The organism is Enterococcus sp. DJ147D b, assembly GCF_058216655.1.
In genome coordinates, this window is the sequence record NZ_CM177104.1 from 273493 (window position 1) to 286938 (window position 13446).

The 13446-nt window shown below is 37.0% G+C and carries 9 protein-coding genes and 1 pseudogene; 7 read left to right on the forward strand and 3 right to left on the reverse strand.

Annotation, left to right across the window (positions count from 1 at the left end; translation table 11 throughout):
* The first annotated feature begins 228 nt into the window (after positions 1–228).
* The 4 genes and pseudogenes from AC4BD1_RS01400 to AC4BD1_RS01415 all read left to right on the forward strand — a co-directional run bounded on the left by AC4BD1_RS01400 (position 229) and on the right by AC4BD1_RS01415 (position 9050).
* Positions 229–4769: pseudogene (locus tag AC4BD1_RS01400) on the forward strand (SpaA isopeptide-forming pilin-related protein).
* Positions 4766–6058 carry a pilin N-terminal domain-containing protein gene (locus AC4BD1_RS01405; RefSeq protein WP_490485714.1) on the forward strand — a complete coding sequence of 431 codons (1293 nt, stop codon included), beginning with the start codon at positions 4766–4768 and terminating at the stop codon, positions 6056–6058. Before AC4BD1_RS01400 ends, AC4BD1_RS01405 begins: the two are co-directional and overlap by 4 nt.
* Before the next feature lie 9 nt (positions 6059–6067).
* Positions 6068–7726, forward strand: coding sequence for a SpaH/EbpB family LPXTG-anchored major pilin (locus AC4BD1_RS01410; protein WP_490485715.1), 1659 nt, complete (start codon positions 6068–6070; stop codon positions 7724–7726).
* Positions 7727–7811: 85 nt separating this feature from the next.
* A complete protein-coding gene (locus AC4BD1_RS01415) occupies positions 7812–9050 on the forward strand; it encodes a class C sortase (RefSeq protein ID WP_490466775.1) in 1239 nt (412 codons plus the stop codon).
* A 64-nt stretch (positions 9051–9114) separates the two neighbouring features.
* On the opposite strand, the gene AC4BD1_RS01420 is transcribed toward AC4BD1_RS01415, so the two are convergent.
* On the reverse strand, positions 9115–9717 hold the full coding sequence (locus AC4BD1_RS01420; RefSeq protein ID WP_206909367.1) for a sugar O-acetyltransferase: 603 nt from the start codon (positions 9715–9717) through the stop codon (positions 9115–9117).
* A 300-nt stretch (positions 9718–10017) separates the two neighbouring features.
* Between AC4BD1_RS01420 and AC4BD1_RS01425 the strand changes: the two genes are divergently transcribed.
* The gene (locus tag AC4BD1_RS01425) at positions 10018–10344 is read left to right on the forward strand and encodes a hypothetical protein (RefSeq protein ID WP_490485716.1); all 327 of its coding nucleotides are present in this window, start codon (positions 10018–10020) and stop codon (positions 10342–10344) included.
* Positions 10345–10450: 106 nt separating this feature from the next.
* Here AC4BD1_RS01425 and AC4BD1_RS01430 read toward each other — a convergent pair whose 3' ends face one another.
* Positions 10451–12145: an oleate hydratase gene (locus AC4BD1_RS01430; RefSeq protein ID WP_206909364.1), complete on the reverse strand. Its 1695-nt coding sequence runs from the start codon at positions 12143–12145 to the stop codon at positions 10451–10453.
* A gap of 50 nt (positions 12146–12195) precedes the next feature.
* Positions 12196–12324, reverse strand: a complete 129-nt coding sequence (locus AC4BD1_RS01435) for a methanol dehydrogenase (protein WP_206899385.1) — start codon at positions 12322–12324, stop codon at positions 12196–12198.
* A gap of 233 nt (positions 12325–12557) precedes the next feature.
* Here AC4BD1_RS01435 and AC4BD1_RS01440 point away from each other — a divergent pair, with 233 nt between their 5' ends.
* Together AC4BD1_RS01440 and AC4BD1_RS01445 are read left to right on the forward strand one after the other, a co-directional pair.
* Positions 12558–12923: a DUF1622 domain-containing protein gene (locus AC4BD1_RS01440; protein ID WP_490466777.1), complete on the forward strand. Its 366-nt coding sequence runs from the start codon at positions 12558–12560 to the stop codon at positions 12921–12923.
* Positions 12920–13291: a DUF1622 domain-containing protein gene (locus AC4BD1_RS01445; protein ID WP_206909360.1), complete on the forward strand. Its 372-nt coding sequence runs from the start codon at positions 12920–12922 to the stop codon at positions 13289–13291. The genes AC4BD1_RS01440 and AC4BD1_RS01445 overlap by 4 nt, the downstream gene beginning before the upstream one ends.
* Positions 13292–13446: the final 155 nt, after the last annotated feature.

The window sequence follows — 13446 nt, forward strand, 5'->3', positions numbered from 1 at the left end:
AAAAAACTTTCAAAATATTATTTCATTTTAATTTCATAAAAAGATAATTTTTCTATCTATTAGAAATCACTATATAAACTGATTTAAAAGAATTAAATTAAAAAATAGTGAATTTGTATTTGTTTTTGATTAGAAAATAAAGTATACTCTAATTGTAAATATTAGAGTATGATTAAATTGATTGTTAGTTGATGAACTTTTAATAAGTGAGAGAAAGGGTGAGCGATAGTGAAAGTTGTTTCTAAGTGGATGATGCCTTTGGTTGCAGTGGGGATGATTCTTGCACCATACATCGAAACAGCTGCGAGTGTCCAACAGGTGTTTGCTGAATCTCAGACAACAGAGAGCCAAACAGTGCAAGAAGAAGCAGAAGTGAACTTGGAAGTTTTGTTAGATGAAGATTATGCAAAGGTGGAAGGAGGCTACATTGAAAAAGAGAATTCCTTAGAGTGGACGATTCAATTTGAAAAAAAGGCTAGTGTCAATGAAGGACGAATCAGATTAGCCATTGATACTGCAGCTGCTGGGATCGGTACGGTAAAAAATGTTCGTGGGAAAGGTCTGTCTTCTTATGATGCAGAAGGAACGGAGTTAAAGACAGAGGAAATTTCTGGTACCACTTGGTACATTGGAAAGATTTATTCGGCAGAAGCAAAGAGCGGGATACTGACTTTCGAAACAGAAAAAGGGACAAAAATCACAGACGGGGAACTTCCCCTGCAAGTTGTCGTAGATGAAAAAGTGCAAGAAGAAAGCAACAAAGAAGAACTAAAAAAAACTGACACAGAAGTAAGTAGTACAGAAAACAACGCAACACAAAATACCACAGATGAAAGCTCCCAAAATGAGGATGCTGAAAAAACGAACACCGCAGAACAATCCAACGAAACAAGTGAAGTAGAAAGTCAAGGAACACCATTGGTTAGAAATCAAAGTCCGCTGTTTGCGGGTATCCTTGAGAGACTTGGCCCCACATCGACAAATGATCCTTACAAATACATTTATCCACAAGATGGAGATACACAACATCGTTATCCTTATTTTGCAACGAATGATTATACGAAGGTGTTAGCTGATAGACAGGAAACAGCTACATATACTGGAGATAAGGGCGAACTATACGAGGATGGCAGTGACGAACCGATTTCAGATGAAGATTACCATGCTGGTGGCGCAAATTGGCGGAATTATAACTACGCAACTGATAATGATTCAACAGCAGGAAATGACGAAACAGATACGCACGCACCGACAGTTCAACTGTGGGGGAATGATCGAACTTTTGAAAATAGTTATTTAGACTATAGTGGTGCTTATATCAAAAAATGGGTAGAACCTGTTTTGCAGGAAAGCGCTAATAATAATGAGATACATTCTGAAGATAATACCACGCTATACAACGTTTATCTTGATGTGATCGGTGGAGAAAATCGAGATGTTCAACCAGTAGATGTCGTTTTTGTACTAGACAAATCAGCAAGTATGAGTGAAACGACGGGAACAAATAACCAATCAAAAAATAATGCGTTAGTAGAAGCTGTTGAAGAACTCAGTCAGAATCTACTGTCCAATCCAACAATGGACGCACGGATCGGGATGGTCAATTTTTATTCCAATGGTAAAGCAGGTATCGATTCGAATGTAACAGAAATGACGAATGATATTAGTAAACTAACTGATCGGGCGAGTAATAATGCCTTATACAGATCACCCATTGGCGGAACACCTCTTTCCTTGGGATTAAGAAAAGGTTATGAAGTTTTATATAAAGACAATGGTGAAGCTGAACGAGAACCAGAGAAAATTTTGATTGTTGTTGGTGACGGTATTCCAACGTATAGTTATGGACCAGTTAAATATAATAATGTTGTTATGTCAGATAAGGTCGTCACAACAGCAGCGAATAATATTGAACCTTTTAAAAATTTTGAAACTTACTCTGGAAATACGTCAGGTGCAGGTTTTGTTGGGCCTTTGACTTATCCAAGTGATTTTGATCGACCATCTGGTACACGTTACACTGGTGGTGAGGTTAAAGATAATGATAATACATCTCTTTGGATTGGTGATGGTTCAGCTAATAACAACACAGCTGGAAATTCGAATTCAGATGAAAAAGCGGCAGCAATTAACACAGTAGCTTATCATCACTGGTTGAAAAATAAGATGGACGATCCACCAAATATTTTCACGATTGGTCTAGGAATTGATGGCTCTGTTAGCAGCCGTCAGCGATTAGATGCGATTGGTCGGAATGTATTACAAAATATTGCTGATGCAAAAGATGATGGTAGCCCATATTACTATAATGCAAGTAATAAAAGGGATATTGTTACAGCGCTAGAATCGATTTCTTCAACATTTACGAAAACGATTCGTCAAGCAACTTTATATGATGAAACAGGCTTTAATGTATCCTTATTTAATGGCGGAACATCGGCTGAAATCAACTATTACCATCTTGATAATAGCTCGGATGGTAACGTTCGCTACCAAGCACCAGAATTATGGGATGAAGCGAAACATGGGCAAAGACCGGCTGATGTTGTGGCAATGCCAACCAGCTATCAAGGACGAGATAATCATGCCTATAAATTTTCACCAATATCATTAGGTGAAGGAGAAATGGTACGAATCAAGTATCAAGTGAAGTTAGATGGTGGCGCTCAAGATGGAAAGTTTTACACCGTCAATAACTTAGCTTATATCCAAAATCAAGAGGATTATGACAACGATGTCGAGTCAGGGAAAATGTTTTTCCCGGCACCATCAATTCGTTTTGAACATCCTGATCGTAATTTACAAATTAAGAAAATTGGAGAAGATGGCAAGCCATTAGCCGGTGTTTTGTTTGGTTTATATGATGCAGATCCGAAATCATCTGGAGCAAACTTGATTGAGAAAAGTGTGACGACAGATAGTGGGCAGGCTATCTTTAATACGAAGATTGATGTACTAAGTGATGGTGAAGACGCTACGAGTGATGTTTATTGGGTGAAAGAAATTGGCGGACCTGAAAGATATGAGTTAATAGAAGAAGCCTTGAAGTTCCAAATTAAAAAGTATATCGCAAAACCTGGTGAAACATTAGGCCATTATGAATTAACTGTGGCAGGAACTTCTGGTGAACGAGTAAGTACGGTCAATGTTACTGAGGGTGATGATCCTAATTCGTACTTTGAGGGTAGTCATCATAAATTATCAATTGTTCAGGAAAAAAATGAAACAGAAACAGATTTTGAAGAATTATACGTGCAATTAGAAATGAAAAATGAATATAAACCTATTCAACTAAACTTGAAAAAGGTAGCAAAAGAAAGTCGATTAGCAATCGATGGTGCTGAATTTTCTCTTTATGAAACAAATGGTTCAGGCGAACTTCAAGGGAAGCCCATTGCAAAAGGTATTTCTGGTGAAAATAAAGAATCTGCTAAAGGACTGCTGACTTTTTATGAAGTTGATGACACTGGTGAATACGTCTTAGACGGAAATGGACAAAAAAAAGTTTATTCTTTAGCCAAATCCGGTAGCTTTGTCATACTGGCGATGGTTATCAATATGTAGAATATCGAATTGTTGAGACAGAAAATCCTGCGGGGTATCAAGATCCGGTAAAAGAAGAGGATTGGTTATTACAGGTCCATAATAATGATCGAATCCGATTAAAACAAATAAATGCAACAGATTGGACATTTTTAGCTTATACCGTTGATGAAACTGATGATACGCTGTGGATCGAATTTGAGGTTGAAAATACTTTCTTATATCGAGAAGTCCGCGTAAAAAAAATAGATAAGAATAATCAACTATTAAATGGTGCAGGATTTACGATTACAAAAGAAAATGATACGTCTTTCCCTGCTTATCGTGCTTATACAGGGAATCCGTTAGAGCCAAACACGGAACGACAGGCGGATGGTATCGGTTATTTCTACGCTTATCGTTATCACACTGAAAAATATGCTGATTTAGACTATGACATACCACTGAGATTGATGCCAGGTGAATACACAGTTACAGAAAACGTTGCGCCAAATGGCTATCAATTATCTGATAAAGTTTTTCGATTTGAAGTTAATGAAGAAGGTAATTTTATTGTTGATGGAATAAATCTTGATAAAGAGTCAGCTCAATTCCCAACTGGCTACCAACTGATTGACGATATTTTAGAATTAACTTTAACAAATGATTTAGCACCAATAGATTTAATGCTAGAAAAATTAGACAGTGTAACCAAGAAAAAACTGGAAGGTGCAAGTTTTAGTATTGAAAAGCAACTAGACAATGGCTTCGAGTTGATTGAAGAAGGCTTGACTGTGGATGAAAAGGATCCAGCAAGTTTTATCTCCAAAGATCTAGAAGCTGGTAATTATAGAATTATTGAAACAAGTGCACCTAAAGGGTACCGAAAATTGCCGGGCTATTTCTTGTTAACTATTAGTTACCGAGAAGAAGCTGAGTTAGATGAAAATTCAAAAGTCATTCCTGGAAAGGAAAAAGGAAGTTTGAAAGCAGAAATTGCTTATTATCCAACAATGGATGCAAGCTCTCCAGCTGAGACAAAGGAACTTACGTATGAGTTGATTGATAACGAGAGAATCGAGTTGTCCGTTGAGGTAGGTAATGATACGGAAAATCCACTTCCGGCTACAGGTGGTCGTGGTAGGCAGATCTTTATGTTGATTTCAGCGATTTTAGTTGGCTTGGCTGGAATAGTCGGTGGAAGTTATTTCTATTATCAAAACAAAAGAAAGAAGGGATTGAAATGAGTCGCAAAATAGTAAATCTAGTTGGTGTGATACTGGCGACTCTTTCTTTTCTGTGCATTCCTTTGACGATCGCTCAGGCACAAACAAATGATGAAGTTGAGATTATTTTGCATAAGCGCATCATTCGTGATGTAGATTACAGTCAGGAAAACTTCGAGATGTATGAAAATGACGGCAAAGAAATTGATAAAAACATGACTGAGGTAGATGTCATCACACAAACAACGCCATTGAACGGAGCAAAATTTCAGGTGTACGACCTGACCGAATACTATGGCAAAACAAACACGGAAACAGCGAAACAATTTGTTCAAACAATGGCGAATTATAGTTTTCAACAGATTAATAACTTAGTCGAAAAGGAAGGCATCCCATTAGTTGGCACGATCCAGACGCAAAATGAAGGCGAAGTGAATGGAAAATATGGTGGGGGGATTGGCAGAATTCATCTTCCACGAAAGAGTAATAACCAAGATGCGGTGTATTTGTTTGTTGAGCAAGATACCGATACTGGAAGTGGAACGAATTTGGCTAAAGACACACTGACTACGCCCTTAGCAGTTGTTTTACCAATTATGGACCCAATGGATGCAACAAATGAATTACAGGAAATCCACTTGTATCCCAAAAACATCGGGTATTTACGAGATCCTTATTTCTTTAAATATGGCAGAACGAAAGGGACAAATGAAGAAGGCACTCCAATAGCAGGAGCAAAATTTGTTCTGTATAAAATTGAAAATGGAGAAAAGCTGTATTTGACAGCTGATTCTACTAAAAGTTTTAACAGCAAGTGGAAAAAAGCAAAAAATAATGAACCATTGACTGACGAAAATATTCGTAAATATCAGTCAAAAGACAATGGACTGGTTGATACAGATGGGTTACTTCTAGCACCGAATACTTATTATTTTGAAGAAGTTCAGAGTGTGGAAGGGTATGAAATCAATGAGGCGAGTAAACAAATTGAAGTGAAGATTCCTGCTTCATGGGTTGATGATGAAGGAAATGAAACCTTTGTAACTGTCGCTGGACAAAAAATGTTAGAACTGCTTTCAGGAAAAGTACCTGAAGAAGCAGAAGAAAGTGCAACACCGCGCATTTATAATGAGCGGCAAGCAACTACGAAAGATTCAGAAGAGCCAGCGAATATGGGGAATAAACTGCCGTTTAGTAAGTTTCCGCAAACAGGTGCAGTTAAGACAGGTGCATTTTTGTTTGGTGTAATGATTCTGTTAGGTGTTTGGTATTACTTGAGAAGAAAAAAAACAACTAAAAAAGATTTATAGGAGGAAAAAATGAAAAAAATTTGGAAAGTACTAACGATTGCGGGGATGCTTACCCCGCTCTTTCAAGGATTTGGTACAACTGTAGATGCAGCAGCAGTAGCAACGAAACCAGAAGAAGTAGCAATCACGCTACATAAGCGTAGTTTTTCATCGATGCCATCTGATACCCTTAATAATGGTTTGGTAAATGATAATTTTGGTGGCGAGCCACTTCCAGGTGTTGACTTTAGTTTATTTGATGTAACAGACGTCTATTATGCTTTGTTAAAGGATAATCCAACGACAGTTGAAGTGGACGATGGGATGACTTCACCAGAAGCAATCAAATTGATTCAAGAGGAGTATACAGCTACTTGGTTCCAAGACTATAATCTAGTAGCTGAAAGAACTGTCACAACGAATGATAAGGGGGAAGCTGTTTTTAATCAATTAAAAGTGACAGAAGCGACTAATGAAAAACGGGATAAAGCGTATTTATTTTTAGAAACATATTCGCCAGCTGATATTGCCAAAGTGGCGGCACCGATGGTTGTGCTGATGCCAGTGATGATGCCGAATACAGCTACCCCTGGAGAATGGCTAGATACGTATAATGATGATATTCATTTATATCCAAAAAATGAAACGCAAGAGTCTAGTAAGGCAATGAATATTGATCCTTCTGAATTAAGAAAAATCACATTAAGCAACGGCACAGAAATTAGTTATGCAGATTTAGAAAAAGGATATTTGATCAATTATACGATTACTGCACCAATTCCTTACTTTATTGATTCAGTGAATGATGATGACACACCAGTAATCAATAACTTTATTATTGAAGATAAACCAACTGCTGGCTTGACTTATTTTAACCAACAACTTGTTGTGACAGCAGGTACGACAGAACTAACTATAGATAACGATTATTCATTGGAAGAAGTGGGTAATGGATTTATACTAACGATTTTAACGGAAAAAGATGGGAAAGCTAATGTGGATACATTGACTAAACTTGCTGCTGCACGTGGGGGGCAATTAACTGTCCACTATGCGATGAAACTAACAGCAACGATCACACCTGATGAGCTACAAGAGAATACAGCGAAAATTGCGATTGGTCGTGGAGATGCCTATGACTACTCAGAAGATGTGCAACCTCCAGAAAAAGTAGTTACAGGTGGACGTCAATTTGAAAAATATGATGCATCAAGTAAAGCCAAACTTGCTGGAGCAGAATTTGAATTATGGAATGCAACGAAAGAAAAATATGCTGTTTTCTATAAAGATAATAAGGAACTAAGTAATTATCAAAACGATGCAGATCGTGTTGAATGGGTCGATGACCAAACAGGTGCCACTAAATTTGTATCTTTGGCAGACACTGGAAAATTTGAAGTTCAAGGATTAGAGTATGGTACTTATTACATGAAAGAAGTGAAAGCTGCTGACGGTTACGCATTACCAACTGGGGATGCTGCATTCACAGAGTTTACAGTAGAACTTGGAAGCTACAGTGGGTTTGAAACAATTGGGCAACCAAAGGATGTAGAAGTTCCGAATACGAAAAAAGGTGCATTACCTTCAACAGGTGGAAACGGAATTTATCTATTCTTGTTGATTGGTTCATTCCTAATGCTAGCGGCTTATGGTGGGTATCGTAAATTAAAGAAACCAACAGAAATTTAAGGATATGAAGGGTGGACGATGATAACCAATGGTAAAGTTGTCATTGTCCATGTTTCGCTAGAATTTGGCGAAAGAGGTGAGGGATGTGAAGAAGTTGAGAAAAAAAGAACAAAATCAAGTGCAAGAAGAGCCACTGGGGTTGTTTTTAAAGGGCAGTGCTTTGATGTTGTTCTTGATTGGTTTCTTTATTTTTTTGTATCCCTTTGTGGCTGATTCATTGAACAATGTGGTTGACCAAGTTAGGCTACAAACTTACCAACGAGAAGTTCATCAAAAAGGTGAGGAAGAACGGAAAAAACGGCTAAGTAGCATGGCTAAAACAAATCAACAACAACGAGAAAAAGGTTTGCTGATTGGTTCTGAAAAATTAGGGGATTATTTCTCGAAACGTTCTCAAAAGAGTGAGGGAAAACAAATTCAACACTTAGACGATCACTTGATCGGCGCCATCCATATTCCTAAAATCAATGTCAGTTTGCCAATTTTTGATCAAACGAATGAATTATTTTTGGAAAGAGGAGCGACTTTACTGCAAGGAACCTCTTATCCAATTGGTGGAAAAAGTACACACTCAGTGATTACGGGGCATAGCGGCTTGCCCAAAAAAAAATTATTTACTGATTTAGAGAAATTAAAAATTGGCGATCAGTTTTATATTGAAACTCTTGGCAAAAAGCTTGCGTATGAAGTTAGTCAAATCACGATTGTTTTGCCAACTGATGTAGATGCGTTAGCCATAAAAGAAAAGGAAGATTTAGTGACTTTAGTGACTTGTACGCCTTATGGTATAAATACGCACCGTTTACTAGTCACAAGCAAACGAGTCCCTTACGAAGAAAAAAAAGCACAATCGGCGGAAAAACAAGTAGCGACTTATCATCTCAGCAGATTTATTTTACTTGGACTGATTTGTTTGATTCTTTTAGTTATCGTTATTCACTGGAGCTGGTTAAAATGGAATCAGATAAAAAGTAAAGATTTTCATTATTCTTTAGCATTTACATTTTGTGTGGACGGTCAACCTCAAAAAGATCAACAAGTATATCTGACTGATTGGGATCAACAAATAATCATGGATGCGCAAGGGCTGCTCCTTCAACAAAGCAGTGATGCACAAGGACATATTTTATTTGAACAACTGCCAGGCGGACGCTATAAGATAATCATCAAAGAGAAATCAAAAGAGCAGATTATAAAAGCTAGCATCAACAATTATAAGAAATCAGCTTTTGTGTTAAAGGCGAATCGCTTTGATGACTATCATCTTAAAAAACAAAATAAGCAATTTGTTTTATGGAAGAAAACGAAGAAATCTTATCAATAAAAAAAGACTGAATTTTTTCAGTCTTTTTTTCGTATCTAGTTATGAATCAGAAACAAAAGTAGAATTAGGGAGTCATGAGTGTGGAAAAATAATCTGTTTTATCTGCTTCAGTAATTGTTCGCAGTACATGACAAGGGTTTCCAACAGCGATGACGTTTGCAGGAATGTTCTTTGTAACGACACTACCAGAGCCGATAATCGTATTTTCGCCAATTGTCACTCCTTGATTTACCGTCACATTTGCCCCTAGCCACACTTTGTTACCGATTGAAACTGGTTTTGCATAACAAGCACCAGCCACTCGTTCTTCTGGATCAATTGCGTGATTGGTTGTAAAAATTCCAACACGTGGTCCAAATAAGACGTCATCACCAATTCGAATTTCCGCGCCGTCTAATAAGATACAATCGAAATTGCTATAAAAACGTTCGCCAATATGAATATGTTTGCCAAATTCACAACGAAAACCCAGTTCAAAAAAAACAGATTCTCCAACAGAACCAAGTAATTCGGAAAGAATCTCTTTTCTAGCAGACTCATCTGTTCCGTAGAGGTTGTTGTAAGTCAAAACTTTTGCCATTGTTGCCTGGCGGGCTTGTATCAGTGTATTAGCCAAATCATTGTACATTTTTCCAGATTGAATAAAATCAAGATAGTTCGCTTCCATTAGGACACCCACTTTGCTTATTTTAGTCTTGCTTTCAGTTAAACATAGTCTATTGACAAAGACAAATGAGTTTATAAATGGAAGGGCATTTTGCTTACTGACAAGGCAAGTCTGTACTACAAAAGGAATTAGTTCAAAGAATGTGTTCATTGATGGTACACTTAACGACGTAATTAGTCGAAAATTAAATCACTCAATGCATGCTATTTTTATGAGAAAGATGGGTGAGTAAGATGCTACGAAAAAGTTTAGTAACAGACACTGTAGCATTAGTTACAATTAATGCTTAGGATTCGGGCTATGAATGGAACAAGCAATGCGTTCAAGAAAAAATCCGAGAGTTTCAACAAGATTCGTTTCATCATTTTTTACTTGTTTTTGAAGATCTTGATGAAGAAGTGCAGGATACGTTCACGCAGAAGTTTATTTAACCTTGTATTCCTTGTATTTTTGGGTTTAACTGTAGGAAGAAAAGTACGATATCAAGGTATTGGAGACGGCCTTGAGCAAGAAGGAAGACGCCGAAAGTATGCGGGGGTTCGTCTGAACTTTGGTCAAGAAAGAGTGGATGCGCATCAATTTTATGAAGTAGGTTATCAGTCTACCAAGAATCAAAAAAAAGCTTGATCAAATATCTTTAACTATGAAGAGTGTGTGCATAAAAAACGAGAGGCTAGGAGGTTACGTTTCCTAGTCTCTCATTGATTGATTCGTTATTACAAGCCAACAATGTTTATTCAAACATTTTCTTAGCTGCTCTTGCAAGTGTTGGGATGTCTTTATCATAACGCGGTGTTTTGACAAGACGTGACATTGGGATCCCAGCAAAATGGAATGCGGCAATTTCACCAGAACGAACAGCACTTTGTTCTGTAAAAATCATTTGATAAGGTTGTTCGACAAACTCGCCAGTGAAGGCAAGGTTTGTTGAATGTTTTGGAATAACTTTTGGACGATCTGTTTTTGCCCGATTATTGAACAACGCAGAAGCATAAGGCATATATACTGGAATGTTATTAATAACACTAGCAAAAATGTCTTCTTCTTTTTCTCTGATATTTACTGGACCAGGATCAACTTTTGATAGTTGACCAATAAGTTCTTGCAACATTTCTCGGCCAGTCATTTCAATATAAGGTTTATTCACAAACTCGCCATGACGACGTGGGTAAAGGAAGTAACCCCAAATAACCGTTTCATTTGGTTTTTGTGAAGTAAAATGTGGTTGATGATGAACCACGATCGACATATTGACATCTTTATGACCTAAAGGGGTGATTGGCGTTGTTGAAATAAATGAATTCAACGCGTTGCCGGGTTCTTGAGTGGTAATTCTTGCAATTTCATTCAGCAACAAATGGTTTTTAGTTGTTAAAGTAAAGCTGACCCATTCGCTAGTATCTCGATCAGCAAAAAACTTGTCGGGATTTCCCAAATTATAGAAACGTTCACTTGCTTTTTTCCACAAACTTGAAGCGGCACCGTAGTCCATATTTTCGGCAGCAGGTGTTTCGTAATCGCCCAAAGTTGCTGAGTCAGTGATTGAGCCATTGGTAAAGATAACAGCGGTATCGCTGTCAACAATAATATGTTCTTTTTCATTTGTTTCTGTATTGATCATTTCTAAACCAGTTACAGTGATTTCATCTTGCATAGGTGTTTCTTTGAATTCCCAGTCAGTGACTAAACGATTCAAGATGATCTGACAACCTTGGTCTTTTAAATAATTGATCAATGGCAACATGATGCTTTCATATTGATTGTAGCGTGTACGGTTGACACCTACTAAATGTTCGATTTGTGTAAATTCATAAATCATTTGGTGCATGTAACGACGAAGTTCTTGAGCAGAACTTTGGGTACGGAAAGCAAAAGTTGTTTCCCACATGAACCAGAAATTTGTTTCAAAGAAATGAGGAGATTCTTTGAAATATTCAGCTATTGTTACGTTGTCTAATTTTTCTTCTTCTGAATCAGGCATCGAAATTAGTTTTGTTAAGAGTAAGCGGTCTTTATTGTTGAATCCTAGTTTTCCACCATCAATAATTCCTTTTCCACCTTCTAACAAACGTGCCTTGTCGTATGTTCGATGTTTGGCATCAAAGTCGCGTGTGTCTTCCGCTGCAGTCATTCCTGGTTCTGTTGCAGATGGAATGCGACTGAGTAAATCCATCAAGTCAACATAGGTTCGATAGTTCAGCATTCGACCACCACGAGCAATATAGCCTTTTGTATTTTCCATCGGATGGTTTTTATTCCAATATTCATCTGTGACGGTGTCTGTTGGTGCGCCATCATTTGCACCGTGGTCATCTAACGAGTAAAAAGTGATTTGATTTCCTTGCCATTTTCCTTCTTGAATTAAATACACAGCAGCAGCCATATTGGCAATGCCTGCCCCGATCATGATTGCTTTACTTTTTTTCATTGCGATTCTTCCTCCAGTACTTGGCTTTGACAACTCTGATGATTGGACGACTAGATTGATTCATATTCGTCATATAAATGACTGTCATCTTCAAAGAAACCCGTCTTCTTTCCAACGATAAGTGCACTAATTGCTAGAACACCTAAACCAATGCTTAATTTTAGTAGTTTCTTGTTCATAAGAAAATCCTCCTTTATTTCTCGTGACATCTCTCTTATGTTTTAAATGATAGACCCAATAGTTAAAACTACCAAATGATACGCGTGTCAAAAAAAGATTTTTTTGACACGTTTTGTAGTCTGTCTAATTTATATAAGTAAACATGACAAACGAATTTTTTTGTTCTGATTGGACGAGACCTCTTGCATTCTTTACAATAAAGTTATGGATAATGGAAGAGGTGTGATATGTGATGTTTGATGAAACGTTTATTTTCTATTTGGAATGGGCCATTTTTGTTTTAAATATTTTTTCCATTTTAATTTTGATCGTGGGAATATTTTTAGTGCTTAAAACGTTATTTCAGTTTCAGTCGATAAAAAAAAGTTATGTACAAAGAAATCAGCGCAATGCAGAAGTTAGAAAATTGCTGGCTAGCTATATTTTATTGAGTTTGGAAGTGCTAGTTGTGGCGGATATTGTTGAATCAATTATTCGACCAACTTGGGCAGATATTTTGAAGTTGGCTGTGATGGTTATCATTCGAACAGTGATCTCTTATTTCTTGAACAGAGAAATTTCGGATAAACAAAAACGAGTAAGGGGGAGTGAAGGATGAAGGATATGTTGAATGAACAATTCTTGTCTTATGCACAATACCTCGTTTTAGGATTTAATTTTTTGGCTATCTTATTGTTACTGTGGGGAGCGGTATTATCCGCAAAAGATTTCCTCTATTTTTCATTTGATAAACAATTAACTAAACAGGAAAAAATCAAAAAGAACACGGAAATTAAAAAAATGTTAGGTGGCTACATTCTACTAAGCTTGGAAATTATTATTTCTGCTGGAATCATCGAGTCGATCATCAAACCAACATTGAAAGATATTTTTCAATTGGCGGCATTAGTAGGAATTCGCACGATTATTTCTTATTTCTTGAATGAAGAGTTGGGTGCTTTTGATTCTTCTGAAAATGAAAGATGAATAGGAAGGAAGCAAGGAAAACCAGCTAATAGATAAGCTAAATAAAGATGATTGAATTATTTTCACAAGTATAAATTGATGTTTAGTTTCAGTCTGAAAAAAACTATTTGAATCTGTGATACTAAAAAAGTGAGGCAAAACAGATAATGTTTTTG